The 19,415-nt window shown below is 30.1% G+C and carries 16 protein-coding genes, 2 tRNA genes and 4 pseudogenes; 10 read left to right on the plus strand and 12 right to left on the minus strand.

What is annotated here, in order from left to right; genetic code table 11:
* Positions 1–32 precede the first annotated feature (32 nt).
* Together AC0L4B_RS09540 and AC0L4B_RS09545 are read left to right on the plus strand one after the other, a co-directional pair.
* Positions 33–1,115, plus strand: a complete 1,083-nt coding sequence (locus AC0L4B_RS09540) for a hypothetical protein (RefSeq protein WP_473436720.1) — start codon at positions 33–35, stop codon at positions 1,113–1,115.
* Positions 1,116–1,177: 62 nt separating this feature from the next.
* Positions 1,178–1,744 (plus strand): redoxin domain-containing protein, encoded by a 567-nt coding sequence (locus AC0L4B_RS09545; protein WP_473436721.1) that lies wholly within the window; start codon positions 1,178–1,180, stop codon positions 1,742–1,744.
* On the opposite strand, the pseudogene AC0L4B_RS09550 reads toward AC0L4B_RS09545, so the two are convergent.
* From AC0L4B_RS09550 to AC0L4B_RS09580, 7 genes and pseudogenes are all read right to left on the minus strand, one after another.
* Positions 1,739–2,878: pseudogene (locus AC0L4B_RS09550) on the minus strand (lycopene cyclase family protein). The gene AC0L4B_RS09545 and the pseudogene AC0L4B_RS09550 sit on opposite strands and share 6 nt — an antisense overlap.
* Positions 2,879–2,887: 9 nt before the next feature.
* Positions 2,888–3,337 carry a sterol desaturase family protein gene (locus AC0L4B_RS09555; RefSeq protein WP_473436722.1) on the minus strand — a complete coding sequence of 150 codons (450 nt, stop codon included), beginning with the start codon at positions 3,335–3,337 and terminating at the stop codon, positions 2,888–2,890.
* 5 nt (positions 3,338–3,342) lie between these two features.
* On the minus strand, positions 3,343–4,182 hold the full coding sequence (locus AC0L4B_RS09560) for a phytoene/squalene synthase family protein (protein WP_473436723.1): 840 nt from the start codon (positions 4,180–4,182) through the stop codon (positions 3,343–3,345).
* A 1-nt stretch (position 4,183) separates the two neighbouring features.
* A pseudogene (locus AC0L4B_RS09565) lies at positions 4,184–5,645 on the minus strand (phytoene desaturase family protein).
* An 18-nt stretch (positions 5,646–5,663) separates the two neighbouring features.
* Positions 5,664–6,563 (minus strand): MerR family transcriptional regulator, encoded by a 900-nt coding sequence (locus AC0L4B_RS09570; protein ID WP_473436724.1) that lies wholly within the window; start codon positions 6,561–6,563, stop codon positions 5,664–5,666.
* A 157-nt stretch (positions 6,564–6,720) separates the two neighbouring features.
* A tRNA-Lys gene (locus AC0L4B_RS09575) sits at positions 6,721–6,793 on the minus strand.
* Positions 6,794–6,861: 68 nt separating this feature from the next.
* Positions 6,862–6,934, minus strand: a tRNA-Lys gene (locus AC0L4B_RS09580).
* A 125-nt stretch (positions 6,935–7,059) separates the two neighbouring features.
* Between AC0L4B_RS09580 and AC0L4B_RS09585 the strand changes: the two genes are divergently transcribed.
* On the plus strand, positions 7,060–7,575 hold the full coding sequence (locus tag AC0L4B_RS09585; protein ID WP_473436725.1) for a shikimate kinase: 516 nt from the start codon (positions 7,060–7,062) through the stop codon (positions 7,573–7,575).
* Here AC0L4B_RS09585 and AC0L4B_RS09590 read toward each other — a convergent pair.
* Together AC0L4B_RS09590 and AC0L4B_RS09595 are read right to left on the minus strand one after the other, a co-directional pair.
* Positions 7,567–8,067 carry a phosphoribosyltransferase family protein gene (locus AC0L4B_RS09590; protein WP_473436726.1) on the minus strand — a complete coding sequence of 167 codons (501 nt, stop codon included), beginning with the start codon at positions 8,065–8,067 and terminating at the stop codon, positions 7,567–7,569. The genes AC0L4B_RS09585 and AC0L4B_RS09590 overlap by 9 nt on opposite strands.
* A gap of 2 nt (positions 8,068–8,069) precedes the next feature.
* The gene (locus AC0L4B_RS09595; protein ID WP_473436727.1) at positions 8,070–8,444 is read right to left on the minus strand and encodes an RNA-binding S4 domain-containing protein; all 375 of its coding nucleotides are present in this window, start codon (positions 8,442–8,444) and stop codon (positions 8,070–8,072) included.
* An 80-nt stretch (positions 8,445–8,524) separates the two neighbouring features.
* Between AC0L4B_RS09595 and AC0L4B_RS09600 the strand changes: the two genes are divergently transcribed.
* Entirely contained in the window at positions 8,525–9,478 is a 954-nt protein-coding gene (locus AC0L4B_RS09600) for an FKBP-type peptidyl-prolyl cis-trans isomerase (RefSeq protein WP_473436728.1), read from the plus strand.
* A gap of 84 nt (positions 9,479–9,562) precedes the next feature.
* On the opposite strand, the gene AC0L4B_RS09605 is transcribed toward AC0L4B_RS09600, so the two are convergent.
* From AC0L4B_RS09605 to AC0L4B_RS09615, 3 genes are all read right to left on the minus strand, one after another.
* Positions 9,563–10,162, minus strand: a complete 600-nt coding sequence (locus AC0L4B_RS09605; RefSeq protein ID WP_473439425.1) for an outer membrane beta-barrel protein — start codon at positions 10,160–10,162, stop codon at positions 9,563–9,565.
* Positions 10,163–10,352: 190 nt separating this feature from the next.
* A complete protein-coding gene (locus AC0L4B_RS09610; RefSeq protein WP_473436729.1) occupies positions 10,353–11,306 on the minus strand; it encodes a transketolase family protein in 954 nt (317 codons plus the stop codon).
* 20 nt (positions 11,307–11,326) lie between these two features.
* Positions 11,327–12,172, minus strand: a complete 846-nt coding sequence (locus AC0L4B_RS09615) for a transketolase (protein ID WP_473436730.1) — start codon at positions 12,170–12,172, stop codon at positions 11,327–11,329.
* 211 nt (positions 12,173–12,383) lie between these two features.
* Here AC0L4B_RS09615 and tgt point away from each other — a divergent pair, with 211 nt between their 5' ends.
* From tgt to AC0L4B_RS09645, 6 genes and pseudogenes are all read left to right on the plus strand, one after another.
* Positions 12,384–13,514 (plus strand): tRNA guanosine(34) transglycosylase Tgt, encoded by a 1,131-nt coding sequence (gene tgt / locus AC0L4B_RS09620; RefSeq protein WP_028289884.1) that lies wholly within the window; start codon positions 12,384–12,386, stop codon positions 13,512–13,514.
* Positions 13,515–14,588: an LptF/LptG family permease gene (locus tag AC0L4B_RS09625; protein WP_473436731.1), complete on the plus strand. Its 1,074-nt coding sequence runs from the start codon at positions 13,515–13,517 to the stop codon at positions 14,586–14,588.
* Positions 14,575–15,483, plus strand: coding sequence for a DMT family transporter (locus AC0L4B_RS09630; protein WP_473436732.1), 909 nt, complete (start codon positions 14,575–14,577; stop codon positions 15,481–15,483). The genes AC0L4B_RS09625 and AC0L4B_RS09630 overlap by 14 nt, the downstream gene beginning before the upstream one ends.
* 109 nt (positions 15,484–15,592) lie before the next feature.
* Positions 15,593–16,545, plus strand: a pseudogene (locus AC0L4B_RS09635) (acetyl-CoA carboxylase carboxyltransferase subunit alpha).
* Positions 16,546–16,798: 253 nt separating this feature from the next.
* Positions 16,799–18,332, plus strand: a pseudogene (gene dnaB, locus AC0L4B_RS09640) (replicative DNA helicase).
* Between the two features lie 21 nt (positions 18,333–18,353).
* Positions 18,354–19,388, plus strand: a complete 1,035-nt coding sequence (locus AC0L4B_RS09645; RefSeq protein WP_473436733.1) for an AI-2E family transporter — start codon at positions 18,354–18,356, stop codon at positions 19,386–19,388.
* Positions 19,389–19,415: the final 27 nt, after the last annotated feature.

Raw genomic sequence — 19,415 nt, forward strand, 5'->3', positions numbered from 1 at the left:
AAAAATTGTTCAATTAATTAAAACCAAAAATTATGATTAGAAAAATGTATTTAGCTGTAATGGCTTTAGGATTATTAACGTTATCATGTAACAATGACGACGATGCAGCAGTAACTACAGCTGTTACAACACCAGATGCCAAAACAATTACTGGTGGACCATTTACTTTTATTGCAGGAGATGGTATTGCTGATATGGTAACAGGTATTGAAACAGATCCAACAGCAGTCGGTACAAACAGAACTTTTGTGATTACAGATGAAGCAGGAACTATTTTAGGTTTGCCAGGAACCATAGAAGATTTAGAAGGTGTAGATTTTGATGGAGCAGGTGTAGGAACTTGCTTAATTTGGTATTTACGTTATGAAGACGGTCTAGAAGGTGCTGAAGTTAACATGAATGCAAATAATTTAGCAGGTAGTTTTGATTTGTCAAACTCTATCTCAGTATTTAGAAATGCACAAGTCGATGGAGGTATTATAGACGGTGAAGATTTTTCTTTTTGTATTGACGATACAAGTGATATGGTTTCAGGATTATCATTATCAGGGAATATAGGAACTAATAGTACATATGTAATTACTGATGATGCTGGTAATATTTTAGGATTACCTCCTACTTTAGAAGCAGTACAAGGTGTAGATTTTAATGGAGCTGGAGCTGGTGTTTGCTTAATTTGGCATTTATCTTATGAAGATGGTCTTGTTGGAGCAGAGGTTGATCAAAATACAGACGACTTAGTAGGTACTTTTGATTTGTCAAACCCAATTACAGTATACAGAAATCAAACAATTGCAGGTACAATTACTGGTGGACCATTTGATTTTACTGTTGATGGCATGCCTGATATGGTTAGTGGTATTACTTTAGATGGAACTGCTACTGGTACAAATTCTACTTGGGTAATTACAGATGCTAATGGTAATATTTTAGGATTACCTCCAACTATTGCAGATTTGGAAGGTGTTGATTTTGACGGAGCAGGTGTTGGTGTTTGTTTGATTTGGTATTTACGCTATGAAGATGGACTTGAAGGAGCTGCAATGGGAGAAAATGCTAATAATTTAGAAGGGTGTTTCTCACTTTCTAATTCTATAACAGTAAACAGAAACTAAAGAAAAAATATTTTTTATATTTAAGCCTCTTTTTATTATTAAAAAAGAGGCTTTTTATTCTTATGACTAAACCTAAATTTTCATTTAAAAATATATTATTTGTCGCTTTAATAGTACTAATGATAATACCTACAACAAGACAATTTATACAAGTTCAAGTACATAAAGGTTTAGCTCTATTTTCGCCAAGTATTGAAAAACCAAACAAAAGAAAAATAATAACTAACTACAATTGGCAATTACAAAATAGTACTGGTCAGCCTTATAATTTCCGTCAAGCGGAAAACAAAATCGTATTAGTTAGCTTTTGGGCAACTTGGTGTCCTCCTTGTATAGCAGAATTACCAAGCATGCAGCAGTTGTATGAAACCTATAAGGATAAAATAGAGTTTGTTTTCATTTCAAATGAAAAGACTGAGATTATCAATGCATTCATGACAAAAAATAACTACACATTTAAAGCTTATACACCTTTAGAAAAATCTACAATTAATACTTTTGAAATAAATAGTATCCCCAGAACTTTTTTAATTAATCAAAAAGGTGAAGTTATAATAGACAAAAATGGAGCTGCTAATTGGTATAGTGAAACGGTCACTAAAACTATTAATGACTTATTAGAATTATAAAGTTTTAAAAAAGGCTTTTATAAAGCTAAAACTAAATAAGGACCACATAATTTTTAAATCGTCTTTAAAAGTAGAAGTTTCATCTAAAAATTTAAACATAGTTTCTGGATTATTTTTACTGTAGTATTGCTGAAAAATCCATTCGCCTTTATAGTTTTCATCTTTTAAAACTTTAAGAAATATTTTATCGTAAAATTTATATTTGCTTTTATATAATCCTGATGAAGGTATTTTGTTGTTTTTTAAATTAGAAATAATTAAGCTAACCTTATGTTCAGTGTGTTTAAACGAATACCCTGTTGATGGCTTTACCCAACCTCCAGCAGTACCAATCTTGGTTACAGATTTAGTGTTGTAACTATCAAACGGAAAGGTGGTCATTGGTATTCGTCCAGTTTCGGTTTCGATTACATTATAATTTTCAATATCTAAATATTGACTTATATATTGTTTTATGAATTTGTCATAAGTTTTTTCTTCTACTAAATTTTCAGTAAAATATGTGAATTCTACTAAAGCTTGGTTTTTAGCAGTTGGAAGCACATACATAAATGTGGTTTGGTTACCATCTTTTAAACGGTAATCCATCATAGTTAAAGTAGTGTCATCAAATACGTTATTTTCAGTATTTATAACCCAACCTTTAAAATGTTGAATGATGTAAGTATAGGACTTGTCGTTTAAATTGTAATCTTTAGTTAGTCTACTGTCAAAAACATGATTGGCTGTGTAGCTATTAGTTTTGGTAGTGATTATTGGTGTTTTTGTTTCAGAAACATCTGTAACGGTTTCAATTAAAAAGTAAAATTCTTGTTCTGCTGTATTTCAGCTTTAGCTAAATTATAAAAATCAATACCACGAATGCTTTTATATGTGTAAGGGTTTAAATCTAAATGGATTTTTTTTGCTAGTATAAATGTTAGCCTTGGTCCATTTTTTATTTACAATATTGTCCCATTTACCAGATTTTTCTTCCCAGAAACTCCAAGTTTTATCGTTTACATTTTTAGGAGAAGGATCTATTAAGGCAATAGATTTTTTATTGAAATATGAATCTTTACTTAATGCTAATGCTAATTGTAAACCAGCTAATCCATTACCAACAATTATGTAATCATAATGGTTTTTTGGCATATAAAAATATTATTTTTTAAAATATTTTAAAGGTACAAATAACATTCCGAAGCATTCTCCATCAGATTTACCTAAGTGTTTATGATGCATTTTATGTGCACGTCTCACACCTTTTGCATATCTATTATTTGCTTTACGAAATAATTTAAAACGTTGATGTATAAAGATATCATGTACTAAAAAATAAGCAGCACCATAAGCCATAATTCCTAATCCAATGGGTAGACAATACCATACACCTTCATAACTCCAAAGGTAAAAGCAGGTCATACTTACTATGGCATAAAATATAAAAAAGGCATCGTTACGCTCAAACCAACTGTCGTGATCTTTGTGGTGATGGTCTTTGTGTAAACTCCATAAAAAACCATGCATGATGTATTTGTGTGTAAACCATGCCATAAATTCCATTGCAGAGAATGTTGCTAAAAAGACTAATATCCAATAAAGGGTTTGCATTATTTTTATAATAAATTAAGTTGATATTTTACATAACTACGTGTTAGTAACTCGGCTTTTTTGTAGTTAGGTACTCTTATTCGTGTGTTTTTAATTTCTAAAGCTGGTGTTTTTTTTAGTTTTTTTAATAATTGGTTGTAATATCTATAAGCCATAAACACTCCAAATTTAGCTTCTATTGGTAATTGTTTAATACCTTTTAAGCCTTCTTCAAAATCGTGTTCGATGTCTTTAATTATAAATAGTTTGTCGTCTTCTGTAAGATTTGTTAAATCCGTATTAGGAAAATAGGTACGATCTAAAAGCTCGTGATCTGCTTTTAGGTCTCTTAAAAAGTTTACTTTTTGAAACGCTGAACCTAATGACATTGCTGTACTTTTTAATGTTTCGTATTTTTGATTGTCACCTTTAACAAATACTTTAAGGCACATTAAGCCTACAACATCTGCAGATCCATAGATATAGTCTTTGTATTCTTGATCTGTTGTATATTTAGTTTTAGATAAGTCTAGCCGCATACTTTTCATAAACGAATCTACCATATGTTTATCTATGTTGCATTTGTGGTAAGTATATTGAAAAGCATTTAAAATTGGGTTTAAGCTTATTTTATCACGCAATGCAAATTCTAAGTCGTCTTCAAAACGTTTAAAAAGCTCTTTTTTGTTATAGTCATGAAAGGTGTCTACAATTTCATCTGCAAATCTTACAAAACCGTAAATGTTGTAAATATCTTGTCTAATACTATTAGATAACATTTTTGTAGCTAATGAAAATGAAGTGCTGTAAGAGTTGGTTACCACTTTACTACAATTGTAAGATACAGTATCGAATAATGCTTTCATGTTACTTATTATGGTATTTGTTTATTAATTGAGCTACTAATTTTCCAGATATTAATGCTGGAGGAACACCTGGTCCAGGTACAGTTAGTTGACCTGTAAAGTATAAATTATCTAATTTTTTACTTTTTAATTTGGGTCTTAAAAATGCGGTTTGGAGTAGTGTATTAGCCATCCCATAAGCATTTCCTTTATATGAATTATAGTCTTTAATAAAATCGTTTACACAAAAGGACTCTTTAAAGATAATATTATTTTTGATATTTTGATTTGTTAATTTTTCAAACCTGTTTAAAATTATATTTAAATATTTAGCTCTTATTTCTTGAGTATCTTCTATTCCTGGAGCAATCGGAATTAAAAAAGCCTGTTTCACAACCCTCTGGAGCCATGCTTTTGTCTGTTACAGATGGAAAGTTAGCATAAAATAAAGGATCTTCTGGCCATTTTGGATCGTCATAAATGTCTTCTGCATGTGATTCAAAATTAGTATCAAAAAATAAATTATGATGTTGTACATTGTTTAGTTTTTTATCAAAACCAATGTAAAATAGTAGTGAGGAAGGTGCAAAGGTCTTTTTACTCCAGTATTTTTCAGAGTATTGTTTGTGTTTCTCTTCTAAAAGTGTCTCTGTATGATGGTAATCTGCACCACTTAAAACAACATCAAAGCTTAATTTGTTATTGTTAACAGTTATTGTAGAAACTGATTTATTTAAAACGTCTATTTTACTAACATTACTGTCCGTTTGAATGATTACACCAAGGCTTTTTGCTAAACTAGACATGGCTGTTACTATTTTATACATTCCGCCTTTAGGATGCCAAGTACCAAGACCAAAGTCAGCAAAATTCATGAAACTATAAAAAGAAGGTGTTTTGTTAGGTTTAGCTCCTAAAAATAAAACCGGAAACTCAAGTGTCGAGATTAATTTAGGGTTTTTAAAGTTTTTTCTAACTTCACTACTTATGGTTTTAAAAAACTGATCTACACGTATTGCTGTTTCTGGTGTAATAAGTTCTAAAGGTGAAACTCCTGGCTTCAAAACAACTTTATTAATTGCTATGTTATAATTATCTCCAGCTTTTTTAATGAATTTTTTAAGCGGAATAGAACTACCTGGTTCAATACGTTCAAATTCAGAACAGATTTTATCAAGTGTATCTCCAATTGTAATGGTTTCATCTTTAAAAAAGATTTTGTAAGCAGGAGATAATTTGTCTAATTGATAATAGTCTGAAGTTTTTTTACCAAAATCAGCAAAAAATTTATCAAATATGTCAGGCATCCAATACCAACTTGGACCTATATCAAAAGTGAAACCATCTTTTTTAAATTGTCTACAACGTCCACCAATGGTATTGTTTTTTTCAAACACAGTGACTTTGTGTCCTTGTTTAGCTAAATAGCAGGAAGCAGATAATGCTGAAAACCCAGAACCAATTATTGCAATATTTTTACTCATTAAATATTAATTTATAAGTTAAAGGTTTTCAATGACCTCTTTTGTGGATTTATATGCTTTGATTTGATTAAAATCATCATTGTTGATTAATGAAGACATTCTTCCAGAAATTACAAGAGTATTATCAGTTTTATGTAATATTTTTTCATGAAACTCTTCTAGATAATCATTTAAATTATCTTTTTCAGGTTTTACTGTAAAGCATGAAATAAATATGATTTTATCATATTGTGTATTTAAAAACTGCAAGCTATCTATTGGTACACTTTGCCCTAAATAAATTGCATGAGCACCTTTATTAATTATTGAATAATTAGCAAAAAGTAATCCTAATTCGTGTACTTCGTTATCCGGTAAAAACAATACGTAAGCTTCCGTTTGATTTGATAAGTTTGTGGCGTTAATTGCTTTTTCAGTGTTTAGTATTATTTTTTGTTTAATAAGCTCTACTATAAAATGTTCATGAGCGGGAGTAATGGTATCCGTTTGCCATAATAGTCCAATTTCATCTAATAATGGTACAAAAACTTGATTAAAAATAGTTTCGAACGAATGCTTAATAATTAAATCACTGTAAGTTCTGTAAAACAAACCTTGATCAAAATTAATCATAGCAAGTTTTAAAGCATTAATAGAATGATTGTTTTTATCGTTTTTATCAGCAATTTCTTTGACTAATTTAGGTATTTCCTCTATGTCTAATTTTGCAATTTTAGATATTTTGTAACCGTTTTTATTTAGGTAGCTAATATTTAATATCTTTTGTAAACTTGCTAAGCTGTAATATCTAATATTGGTATCTGTTCTGTTTGGTTGAAATAGATTATAGCGTTTTTCCCAAATCCTAATAGTATGGGCTTTAATCCCAGAAAGGTTTTCTAGGTCTTTAATGCTAAATTTAGATTTTATATTGTTCATTATTTTTCAAAAATAGTTAAACAAAATGGATTTGTAACTCATATTTTAAAAGATTTTGAAATAATTAACAAAAAAATTGGTGTGGAAATAATTAATGTCTTTAAATCTGGTTAAGTTTAAAGCAAAAAAAAGCTAAGCAAAATGCTTAGCTTTTTTGTGACCAGTCTGGGGCTCGAACCCAGGACCCTCTCCTTAAAAGGGAGATGCTCTACCAACTGAGCTAACTGGTCTTAAACTATTGTATTGTTAGTTTAAGTGTTTATGTCATTTACAAAGTTAATATGACTTAACTTATTAGTGACCAGTCTGGGGCTCGAACCCAGGACCCTCTCCTTAAAAGGGAGATGCTCTACCAACTGAGCTAACTGGTCATTTGTTTAAATGAGGGTGCAAATATATTACCTTTTATTAGAACAACAAGCGTAAATATGATTTTTTTTCGTTTTTTTGTTATATAATTTTCTATCGATTTAATAATCAATTTATAAGCTCAAAAATGAATTTAATTTTAGTTGGATATATGGCCTCAGGAAAGTCTACAATTGGAGTAGAAATGGCAAAAATGATGAATTATGAGTTTGTTGATTTAGACAAATTCATTGAAAAAAATGAAAATTTAACTGTTTCAGAAATTTTTAAAACAAGAGGAGAGCTACATTTTAGAAAATTAGAGCAGTCTTATTTAAAAGATTTGACATCAAAATGTAACAAAACTATTATCTCTTTAGGAGGAGGAACACCTTGTTTTTACGATACCATGATTTGGTTAAACAAACTAGATAACGTAAAGACTATTTATTTAAAAACAAGCTTAGATATTTTAACAGACAGGTTGTTTGAAGACAAGACTAGACCATTAATAGCGCATTTAAATACAAAAGTACACTTAAAAGACTTTATAGCAAAACATATTTTTGAAAGGTCGTTTTTTTACAGCCAAGCAAATATAGTAGTCAATACTACAAGGTCTATTCAGGAAACTTTAGAAAATCTTAAAAAAAGTTTAGGTTAGGTACGCTTTCCATTCTTTTCCTTCAAGTTCAACATTAACATGTTCTTTTAAGGATGTAGAAAGGGATATTCCTTTGTAATCAGCTTTTACTGGAAATTTTTTATGATTTCGGTTAACTAAAACAGCTGTTTTAAATTGTTTTAAAGGAACTTCTAGAAAATGTTTTACGCTGTATATAAGTGTAGTTCCAGAATTTAAAACATCATCAATTAAAACTACGGATTTATTAGTGTAATCTTCTGCTTTAATCGAAGTTTTTATAGGTAATCTTGGGTTTTTCTTATGAATGGATATTTTACAAAGTATAGGTTTAATATCAGAAATTTTAGAAAGTATAGTTTTAAGTTTTTTAGCTAATATGTATCCATTTACATCAATACCTGCTAAGATAATTTCAGTTTCAGTCGTATTAGCTTCATATATCTGGTATGCAATACGTCTTAATTTATTATTGATTTCCTTTGAGTCTAAAATTATGTTTTGGCCTTCCATTATTACTGTTCGTTTTCTAAATTTAAGTTATCTAAATCTCTTCTATCTTTTTTTGTTGGTCGTCCAACACCTTTTTTTCTGTAGTAATCTTTAGCTAATTTAAGCATTTCTTGTGCTTCAAAAGCTGATTTAGGTGTTTTATCAACACGATAAAGATCTACAAGTTTGGCTCCTACACGATTAGGAGGTATGTCCAAAACAGTTAATTTATAATTTACTTGGTCTTTTCTAAGTTCTATTATATCTGTAGGATAAACGTCTCTACTTGGCTTAACAACAGCATCATTTATTTTAATATGCCCTTTTTTACAGGCAGTAGTAGCAATGTTTCTTGTTTTATAATATCTGACACACCATAAATATTTATCTATACGCATATTATTTATCTAAAATTGACGTTAACGTTATTGTGCAAAATTATATTAAAATGTATCTTGCACTTCAAAAATAACAATAAATGAGATTAAGAAAATTTACTTTTGCACTTTTATCTATATTAACTCTTGCTTTTTCATGTAATTCTGATGATGATGATACTGTGGATTTTGTTGAAAGAGATAGACAGGAAGTTTATGATGAAAATATTTTAGAGATAGAAGAGTTTTTAAGTACACATACTTACAACTATGACGATTTTGATTTTGCAAACCCATATTCGTTAGCTAATGATACATTTGAAATTATTATCGATACCATAAGTGCAGCTAACAATAATTTGGATGCAGACGCTTTAATTGATAGACCTGAATTATTAAGCAAGCAAGTTGAAAGTGAAGTTGATACAGATCCAGTAGTTTATACTTTATACTACTTAAGTCTTAGAGAAGGTTTAGGGGAAGCTTTACATCCTTTAGATGCTGTAGGTGTTACTTATGAAGGCTCTTTGTTAGATGGAGAAGTTTTTGACACAAGTAGCAATGAAGGTATTGTTTTTAATTTATCAACTGTATCTTCTTCTTTTGGAATAATTACTGGTTTTAGAGACGTTTTATTAGAGTTTAAAACACGTGATGGTTACAGTGAAAATGGTGATGGTACTACTACTAATCATAATTTTGGTATGGGAGCAGCGTTTATACCTTCTGGTATAGCTTATTTTTCTTCAGGAACAACTAGTATCCCAAGTTATTACCCTTTAATCTTTAAGTTTGGATTATTAACTAGAATTGAATTAGATCATGATTTTGATGGTGTACCTTCTTATCTTGAAGATTTAGATGGTGACGGAGACGGTACTAATGATGATACAGATGGAGATGGAATAGCTAATTTGCTAGATGTCGACGATGATGAAGATGGAGTTAACACTATTAATGAAGATTTGGATGGAGATGGAGATCCAACTAATGATGATACAGATGGTGACGGAATACCAAACTATTTAGATTCAGATTCAAACGAATCTATTTAAGATTCAAACGAATCTATTTAAGATTCAAATTATTTAAAGAAATAAAAAAAGAGCCACTTTTAAAGTGGCTCTTTTTTTATTCTATTATAACATTATAGATAAACTTAATATTAATTGTTCTGGTCTAGTATCTAATCTGTTAGGGTTTATTGTAGATGTGTTATTGTCTATTAAAGTAGCTTCATTATCATTAAAACCTCTTTCATACCTTAAATCTATTCCAATTTTATCTAAACTAAAACCAATACCAAAGTTTAATCCTACCGAAAAATCATCTTCAATAGTATTTATCGTTGCATTTTCAAAGTCACTATCTATTATATATTGTAAAGAAGGACCAGCAAAGACACTTATTGGTCCTAATACTTTAAAACCAACTAATAAAGGTGCATCTAGTTTTTTAAATTCAAATGCTCCAGCATCATAGTCACTTTTTGTTGCAGTATAAACTAATTCTGGTCTAAAATATAATTTTGTACCTATTTTACCAAACACACCTACATGATAGCCTATGTTTCGATTTGGAGTTTGATAATTATTATTTATTGACTCGAAGTAATTACCATTTCCATTATAGTTTAGGCCTCCTTTTATACCAATACCACTTTCTGTTTGAGCTAAAATAAATGTTGAAAATAATAGCGTTGCAATTGATGTTAAAATTAATTTTTTACTCACATTCATTCTATTTAGGGTAAAGTATTCGTGAAATTCTTTTAAAATTTTCATAATTGTTGTTTTTTGATGAACACATATTATAACGAAAATTATGCCAAATTGTTTTAATTGTTGTTTAACAGTGTGTTATGTGAATAAAAAAAGCGTTTAAAACAAAAATGTTTTAAACGCTTTATATATGTTGATTATAGTTTTGTTACTTTCGTTTTATAACTTTTTCACAAGCAGTAACAATTGCATCTGCATTTAAACCATATTTTTCCATCAATTGTGCTGGAGTACCTGATTCTCCAAAAGTATCATTTGTAGCAATAAACTCTTGAGGTGTTGGTTGGTGCTGAGATAAGACTCTAGCAATACTTTCTCCTAAACCACCTAATTTATTATGTTCTTCAGCAGTAACAATACATTTAGTCTTTTTAACAGATTCAATGATAGCATTAGCATCTAAAGGTTTAATAGTATGTATATTGATTACTTCGGCAGATATACCTTTTTCATTTAAAACCTTAACAGCTTCTAAAGCTTCCCATACTAAATGACCAGTTGCTACAATAGTAACATCGCTACCATCTTGTAAATGTAAAGCTTTACCAATTTCAAAAGTTTGATCGTCTGGTGTGAAATTAGCAACTTTTGGACGTCCAAAACGTAAGTATACAGGACCTTTATGTTCAGCAATAGCAATTGTAGCAGCTTTAGTTTGATTATAATCACATGGATTAATTACAGTCATACCTGGTAACATCTTCATTAAACCAATGTCTTCAAGTATTTGGTGTGTAGCACCATCTTCACCTAAAGTTAAACCTGCGTGAGAAGCACAGATTTTTACGTTTTTATCAGAATAAGCAATACTTTGTCTTATTTGGTCATAAACACGACCTGTTGAAAAGTTAGCAAAAGTACCAGTAAAAGGTATTTTTCCTCCAATTGTTAATCCTGCTGCAATACCCATCATGTTAGCTTCAGCAATACCTATTTGGAAAAAGCGTTCTGGATTTTCTTCTATAAATTGGTTCATTTTTAAAGATCCAATTAAATCTGCGCAAAGTGCAACAACATTAGGATTTGTTCTCCCTAATTCTGTTAACCCATCACCAAAACCTGATCTTGTATCTTTACTTCCTGTGTTTGTATATGTTTTCATTTTGTCTAAATTCAAGTGTATTAATAGTCTCCTAAAGTTTCAGGGTTTTGTTCTAATCCAATAGCAAGTTGCTCGTCATTTGGAGCTTTACCATGCCATGCGTGAGTATGCATCATAAAGTCAATACCGTTACCCATTATAGTTTTTAGTAATACACAAACTGGCTTACCTTTTCCTGTTAAGCTTTTTGCTTCTGCCATACCTTTTAATATAGCTTCTATATTGTTACCTTTTTCAATTTCTACTACAGTCCAACCAAATGCTTCAAATTTTGCTTTAAAGCTTCCCATTGGTAAAACGGTATCTGTAGATCCATCAATTTGTTGACCATTAAGATCTATAGTAGCAATAATATTATCTACTTTTTTACCAGAAGCATACATTATAGCTTCCCAGTTTTGACCTTCTTGCATTTCACCATCACCATGTAAGCTATACACTAAATGATTATCACCATTTAATTTTTTTGCTTGTGCAGCACCTAAAGCAACACTTAGTCCTTGACCTAAAGATCCTGAAGCAATTCTTATACCAGGTAAATCTTCATGAGTTGTTGGGTGACCTTGTAGTCTACTGTTTATTAATCTAAAAGTATTTAACTCTTCTATCGGAAAATATTCAGATCTTGCTAAAACACTATAATAGACAGGAGAGATGTGACCATTGGATAGGAAAAAAAGGTCTTCATTGATTCCATCCATTTCAAATCCTTCTTTTCTGTCCATTATATCTTTGTATAATGCTACAAAAAATTCGGCACAACCTAATGAGCCTCCTGGATGTCCAGAATTTACTTTGTGCACCATACGTATAATGTCTCTACGTACTTGTGTTGTTAAATCTTCTAATTGTTGTATGCTTGCCATGACTTATGGGTTAATTATTTTTGTCAAAATTAGTTTTTTAATATTCCCTTACAAAAGTAGAGGTATTACAGTTATTAACGAAATGTACTGATTTCTTAACAATTGAATCTATTTGAGTTAACTATTAACAATATTTTTAAATTTAGCAACTATTTAATACCCTTTGAGTTTTTCTTATTTATATTTGCTAGCTGAAGATTTAACAGATACAATGACTTTCGATTTAAAAGCAAAAGACACACAAAGTAATGCAAGAGCAGGAGTAATGACAACAGATCATGGCGAGATAGAGACACCTATTTTTATGCCTGTTGGAACTGTTGGATCTGTAAAAGGTGTGCACCAAAGAGAACTTAAAAATGATATAAACCCTGATATCATATTAGGTAATACTTACCATTTATATTTAAAACCTCAGATTGACATTTTAGAAAAGGCTGGTGGATTACACAAATTTATGAATTGGGATCGTAATATTCTTACTGATTCTGGTGGTTATCAAGTGTACTCTTTATCAGGAAATAATAAAATTAAAGAAGAAGGTGTTAAGTTTAAATCTCATATAGACGGAAGTTATCACACCTTTACGCCAGAGAATGTTATGGAAATCCAACGTAGTATTGGAGCAGATATCATTATGGCTTTTGATGAGTGTACACCTTATCCATGTGATTATAATTACGCAAGACGATCTATGCACATGACACATCGTTGGTTGGAGCGTTGCTTAACACATTTAGATAAAACACCATTAAAATATGATTATTCTCAGTCATTTTTTCCAATAGTACAGGGTAGTACTTACAAGGATTTACGTAAACAATCAGCTGAGTATATTGCTGGTGTTGGAGCAGAAGGTAATGCCATTGGAGGTCTATCTGTGGGTGAACCTGCAGAAGAAATGTATGCTATGACAGAAGTCGTAACAGATATACTACCTTGGGATAAACCTCGTTATTTAATGGGTGTAGGAACTCCAATAAATATCTTAGAAAATATTGCATTAGGTGTAGATATGTTTGATTGTGTTATGCCAACCCGAAATGCAAGAAATGGTATGCTTTTTACAGCCTATGGCTCTATAAATATCAAAAACTTGAAATGGAGAGATGATTTTTCTCCAATTGATGAAATGGGTATAACTTTTGTAGACACAGAATATAGCAAGGCTTACTTAAGACATTTATTTAATGTTAATGAATTATTAGCAAAACAAATTGCTACAATACACAATTTAGGTTTTTATCTTTGGTTAACAAGAGAAGCAAGAAAACATATTATAGCTGGAGATTTTAAAGTATGGAAAGATAAAATGGTTAAACAAATGAATAATCGTCTGTAGGTGAAAATTTTAGACTGGTATATATTAAAACGCTATTTATTGACTTTTGCGGTCATGTTATTGCTATTCATTCCTATTGGAATTACTGTGCATTTAGCTGAAAAGATTGGGAAAATTTTAGAAAACAATGTGCCTCTAATAGAGGTCTTACAGTATTTACTAGATTTTACAATTTATTTTGCACATTTATTATTTCCGTTGTTTTTGTTTTTATCAGTCATTTGGTTTACTTCAAAATTAGCTAATAATACAGAAATTGTTGCTTTTTTAAGTTCAGGAGTATCATTTACACGTTTTTTAAGACCCTATCTAATTGGAGCAACATTAGTAGCCATCCTATCTATTGTATTAGGATTATATTTAGCACCTAATGCTAGTAAAGGTTTTAATGATTTTAAATATAAATATTTATCTGGTCGTAAGGCATCAAATAATACCAATGTATTAAAACAGATTAATGATAATGATATTATCTATGTGACTAGTTTTAATGCTAAAAATAAAACGGGGACTAATTTTACTCTGGAGCATTTTGAAAAGGGGAAAATGACTTATAAGATAAGTGCTTCTAACATCAGATATATAGAAGAAGAATCAGTTTTTAGATTACGAAATTATTTTAAAAGAAAGGTTGGTCAAAATAATGATCTTTTTGAAATTGAAAGAAGAAAGGATACAACATTTTCATTTGATTTAGAAGATTTAACTCCAGAGGATTATATTGCAGAAACACTTAAGTACAACGAGTTAGTTAATTTTATAGAGCGTGAAGAAAAAAGAGGCTCTAAATTTATTGGACGTTATAAGTTAGCTATGTACCAAAAATGGAGTTTACCAGTTTCTGTTTTTATTTTAACGATAATAGCGGTTTCAGTATCGTCTATAAAACGTAGAGGAGGTATGGGTGTAAATCTAGCTTTTGGTATCTGTATAGCTATGATTTTTGTGTTTTTTGATAAAATTTTTGGTACACTTGCCTCACAATCAAATTTTTCACCTTTATTAGCGGTTTGGTTTCCTAATATAATTTTCGGAATTTTAGCTCTAATATTGTTGCGTAATGCAAAACGATAAATTAAAAAACTACTTACACTTACATCTTTTAGTATTTATTGCTGGATTTACAGCTATTATAGGTAAATTAATTACTATCAATGCTGTTAGTTTAGTTTGGTATAGGATGCTAATGGCTACTGTTTTAATGTTTTTTTATATTAAAATAGCCAAAATTAATATAGGCATTACTAAAAAAGCTTTAGTCAAATTATCCATTGCTGGTATAATTATAGCTTTGCATTGGATTACTTTTTTTGGTTCTATTCAAGTGTCTAATGCTTCAATTGCATTAGCTATGTTTTCTACAGGTGCTTTTTTTGCTTCATTTATAGAGCCAATTATATATAAAAGAAAGATAATTAAATATGAAATTGTTTTTGGTCTAATTGTTATTGTGGGAATTTATTTGATAGTACGTAGTGAATTTAAATACATTGACGGAATGATTTTAGGGGTTATTTCAGCTTTTCTTTCATCTTTATTTGCAGTATTAAACGGGAAATTTCTTGAAGAACATTCAGCTACAAAAATTTCATTTTATGAATTTATAAGTGGTGTATTTTTTATTTCAATTTATATATTTGTTTTTGGCGATGGTTTTAATGCTAATCATTTTAATATTTCTATATCAGATGCCTCGTGGTTATTTATTTTAGCATCAGTTTGTACAGCCTATGCTTTTATTGCATCAGTCTATGTTATGAGGTATATAAGTCCATACACAGTTGTACTCACTTATAATTTAGAACCTATTTACGGAATTGTGTTGGCTCTTATTTTATTTCCAGAATCAGAAACCATGTCTCCCTCATTTTATATTGGTGCATTTATAATATTAGGAGTTGTTTTATGTAATGGAATACTTAAAAATTGGAAAAAAATTAAGACTAAAAAAAACAATCAAACCCTTTGATTATCAAGTTATAACGTCAAAAAGAAGTCATTTTAATTAAAATCTTAAAATTTAAAGCAAAAAATATGTAATTTTGCTAGCTAACAAATAAACAAAACTATCATTCCCTATGGAATATTTAGAATTTGAATTACCTATAAAAGAACTAGAAGATCAACTAGAAAAGTGTCAAATTATTGGAGAAGAGAGTGATGTAGATGTGACACAGACTTGTAAGCAAATCGAAAAAAGCTTACAGCAACTAAAAAAGAGATTTATAAAAACCTTACCCCTTGGCAACGTGTACAAATGTCACGTCATCCAAATAGACCTTATACATTAGACTATATTAATGCTATTTGTGGTAACTCATTTTTAGAGCTACATGGAGACAGAAGTTTTAAAGACGACAAAGCCATGATTGGTGGTCTTGGTAAAATTGGAGACCAAAGCTTTATGTTTATTGGTCAACAAAAAGGCTATAATACAAAAACAAGACAGTACCGTAATTTTGGTATGGCTAATCCTGAAGGATACCGTAAGGCTTTAAGATTAATGAAATCTGCCGAAAAATTTGGTATACCTGTTGTTACACTTTTAGATACTCCTGGAGCATATCCTGGTTTAGAAGCAGAAGAGCGTGGACAAGGTGAAGCAATTGCTAGAAATATTTTAGAAATGACTCGTTTAAAAGTGCCAATTATTACTATTGTAATAGGTGAAGGTGCTTCTGGTGGTGCATTAGGTATAGGAGTTGGTGATAAAATCATGATGTTAGAAAATACTTGGTATTCTGTAATATCTCCAGAATCATGTTCTTCAATTTTATGGAGAAGTTGGGAGTATAAAGAACAAGCTGCAGAAGCTTTAAAACTTACAGCTAACGATATGAAAAAAATGAAAATTGTTGATGCTATCATAAAAGAACCATTAGGAGGTGCTCATAAAGATAGACCTACAACTTTCAAAACCGTATCTAAAGCAATATTGACTGCTTTTGATGAGTTTAAAAACTTATCACCAGAAGAATTAGTTAATAATCGTATTGAAAAATATTCAGAAATGGGAGTTTTTAAAGGTTAGACCTTATAAAACCATTTGCTAACAAAATCTGAAGTTTAGGCTTCAGGTTTTTTTTGTGCTTATCAACAAAAAAAATGAGTTATTAACATTATAATTGTTGATGACCTGTTAAGATTGAGTAACTTTGTATTCTAATATTTCTTTACAATTTCTTTATTTTCGCTAATTCCTAAATTAGACTTATTTAAGGCTATTTTAAACTGAAAAATAATTAAACAACCATTAAGTGTTTTCTTAAAATTTTTATCAATAAATGAAGCAACCTAATCAAATAAAAGGCTACCAAGTAGACAGGAGTACCATTATAAACCTTGAAAAAGGTAAGATTCCGCCTCAAGCTTTGGATTTAGAAGAAGTAGTACTTGGTGCTATGATGATTGATAAAAAAGGGGTAGATGAAGTAATTGATATTTTAAGTGCAGATGCCTTTTATAAAGAAGCGCATAAACTTATTTTTGAAGCCATATTTATGTTGTTTCAAGAAAGTCAACCTATTGACTTATTAACAGTTTCAACACAATTAAAAACTAATGCAACTTTAGATCAAGCTGGAGGAGATTTTTACTTAATATCGTTAACCCAAAAGTATCCTCTTCTGCCCACATCGAGTTTCATGCACGTATTATTCTTCAAAAATTTATTCAAAGAAGTTTAATTAAAATTTCTTCTGAAATTATTGAAGAAGCTTATGATGAAACTCAAGATGTTTTTGATTTACTTGATAAAGCAGAATCTAGATTGTATGAAGTTACACAAGGTAACATTAAAAAATCCAGTGAAACTGCTCAGGATCTTGTAATTCAGGCGAAGAAAAAATTGAAGAGATTTCTAAAAAAGAAGGTATGAGTGGTGTACCTTCTGGATTTAATAAGTTAGATAAGTTAACTTCAGGATGGCAAGACAGTGATTTAATTATTATTGCAGCACGTCCAGGTATGGGTAAAACAGCTTTTACTTTAACTATGGCTAGAAATGTAGCCGTAAATTCTAATATGCCAGTTGCTTTTTTCTCCTTAGAGATGGCATCTGTACAATTAATAACTCGTTTAATATCTAGTGAAACTGGTTTGTCTTCAGAAAAATTAAGGACAGGTAAACTAGAAAAACACGAATGGGAACAGTTAAATGTAAAGGTTAAAGCTTTAGAAAAAGCACCTTTGTTTATTGATGATACACCATCATTATCTATTTTCGATTTACGTGCAAAAGCTAGACGTCTGGCTTCTCAACATGGTATTAGAATGATTATGATTGATTACCTTCAACTTATGACAGCTGCTGGTAATGGAGGAAACAGAGAGCAAGAAATTTCTACAATTTCTCGTAACCTTAAAGCATTAGCAAAAGAATTAAGTGTACCAGTAATTGCATTATCGCAATTATCTCGTGCTGTAGAAACGCGTGGTGGAAGTAAAAGACCTTTATTATCCGATTTACGTGAATCTGGAGCGATTGAGCAGGATGCAGATATTGTAAGTTTCATTTACAGACCCGAATATTATAAAATTGACGAATGGGATGATGATGAACATTCTCCAACCGAAGGTCAAGGTGAGTTTATTGTAGCAAAACACCGTAATGGTGGTTTAGAAAATATTAGACTTAAGTTTATTGGTCATTTAGGTAAGTTTGATAACCTAGATGATTTTGATACACCTTTTGGCCAAGAGTTTCATAGTAAAATGAATGAAGCAGCAAATGATAACACATTTGCACCAGATAATTTCCCATCTGCAAGTGATGCTTTCGGAGCACCAGAACCAGATGATAATGATGTTCCTTTTTAATACAAATTAACTATTACTTTGATGGATAAAATCAAAACAACTAATTATTTACTTTTAATAATTGTAATACCAATTATATTCTATTTACTAAAAGTATTATCTTTTATATTCGTACCATTAGTATTCTCAATGTTTATTGCGTTACTATTTTTACCTTTCATGCGTTTTTTACGTAAACGTAAATTACCAAAATCTGTAAGCGTCGTAATCGTTTTATTGGTAATCGCTTTGGGTGTAAAAGTAGGAGTAGAGCTTGTTAAGTTATCAAGTAGAGAGATTTTAAATTCAGATTCTCAATTTTTTGTAAAAGCCGAAGATAAAATCAATACATTGGTAGATAATATAGAAGGCTTTTTTGGTGTTCAAAAGGTAGAAGGTAGTAAATCTTTAACAAGGTTAGTTAATAAAGACGCATTGTTAGACAACTTGTCACCAACATTAAGTTTTATAAGTAAATTTTTAACAGCTTTACTAATGACAACTTTTTTTGTTGTCCTTTGGTTAGCCGAGTCCATAAATGTGGAGCAACTTATTAACCGTACCATATTAAGAAAAAAGCATACTTCCATAAAAACATTTATGAAAATCGAAAAAGACTTAATCAAATTTATTAAAGTTAAATTTTTGGTTAGTTTTTTAACAGGAGTATTTACAGGAGTTGCTTGTTACTTTTTTGATGTAAGCTTCCCAATATTTTGGGGTTTATTTGCTTTTTTAATCAATTTTGTACAAATGGTAGGTTCTTTCATAACGGTTATATTACTATCAATTTTCGCATTTGTAGAGCTTGAAACTTCAAGCAAATTATTGTTTTTTATATTGTCTATTACAGGTACACAAGTATTGTATGGTAGTATTTTAGAACCAATTTTTATGGGTAAATCCTTTTCAATTAATGTTATCGCTGTTCTAGTAATGCTTATGTTTTGGGGCTTTATTTGGGGTATTCCAGGTTTAATTATGGCTATTCCTATTACAGTATTTTTAAAAATTATTTTAGAGCAATTCCCTAGAACAAAAATTATTTCGGATTTACTATCGGGTTCACCAAGTTAATTTAATATTAATCCCTTTTAATAAGTA

The organism is Olleya sp. NP1-10, from assembly GCF_055804415.1.

Excerpts from the sequence above, each read along its gene's own strand:
- AC0L4B_RS09540 (WP_473436720.1), top strand. The coding sequence starts at position 33 with ATGATTAGAAAAATGTATTTAGCTGTAATGGCTTTAGGATTATTAACG.
- AC0L4B_RS09545 (WP_473436721.1), top strand. The coding sequence starts at position 1,178 with ATGACTAAACCTAAATTTTCATTTAAAAATATATTATTTGTCGCTTTA.
- AC0L4B_RS09555 (WP_473436722.1), bottom strand. The coding sequence starts at position 3,337 with ATGCAAACCCTTTATTGGATATTAGTCTTTTTAGCAACATTCTCTGCA.
- AC0L4B_RS09560 (WP_473436723.1), bottom strand. The coding sequence starts at position 4,182 with ATGAAAGCATTATTCGATACTGTATCTTACAATTGTAGTAAAGTGGTA.
- AC0L4B_RS09570 (WP_473436724.1), bottom strand. The coding sequence starts at position 6,563 with ATGAACAATATAAAATCTAAATTTAGCATTAAAGACCTAGAAAACCTT.
- AC0L4B_RS09585 (WP_473436725.1), top strand. The coding sequence starts at position 7,060 with ATGAATTTAATTTTAGTTGGATATATGGCCTCAGGAAAGTCTACAATT.
- AC0L4B_RS09590 (WP_473436726.1), bottom strand. The coding sequence starts at position 8,067 with ATGGAAGGCCAAAACATAATTTTAGACTCAAAGGAAATCAATAATAAA.
- AC0L4B_RS09595 (WP_473436727.1), bottom strand. The coding sequence starts at position 8,444 with ATGCGTATAGATAAATATTTATGGTGTGTCAGATATTATAAAACAAGA.
- AC0L4B_RS09600 (WP_473436728.1), top strand. The coding sequence starts at position 8,525 with ATGAGATTAAGAAAATTTACTTTTGCACTTTTATCTATATTAACTCTT.
- AC0L4B_RS09605 (WP_473439425.1), bottom strand. The coding sequence starts at position 10,162 with ATGAATGTGAGTAAAAAATTAATTTTAACATCAATTGCAACGCTATTA.
- AC0L4B_RS09610 (WP_473436729.1), bottom strand. The coding sequence starts at position 11,306 with ATGAAAACATATACAAACACAGGAAGTAAAGATACAAGATCAGGTTTT.
- AC0L4B_RS09615 (WP_473436730.1), bottom strand. The coding sequence starts at position 12,172 with ATGGCAAGCATACAACAATTAGAAGATTTAACAACACAAGTACGTAGA.
- tgt (WP_028289884.1), top strand. The coding sequence starts at position 12,384 with ATGACTTTCGATTTAAAAGCAAAAGACACACAAAGTAATGCAAGAGCA.
- AC0L4B_RS09630 (WP_473436732.1), top strand. The coding sequence starts at position 14,575 with ATGCAAAACGATAAATTAAAAAACTACTTACACTTACATCTTTTAGTA.
- AC0L4B_RS09645 (WP_473436733.1), top strand. The coding sequence starts at position 18,354 with ATGGATAAAATCAAAACAACTAATTATTTACTTTTAATAATTGTAATA.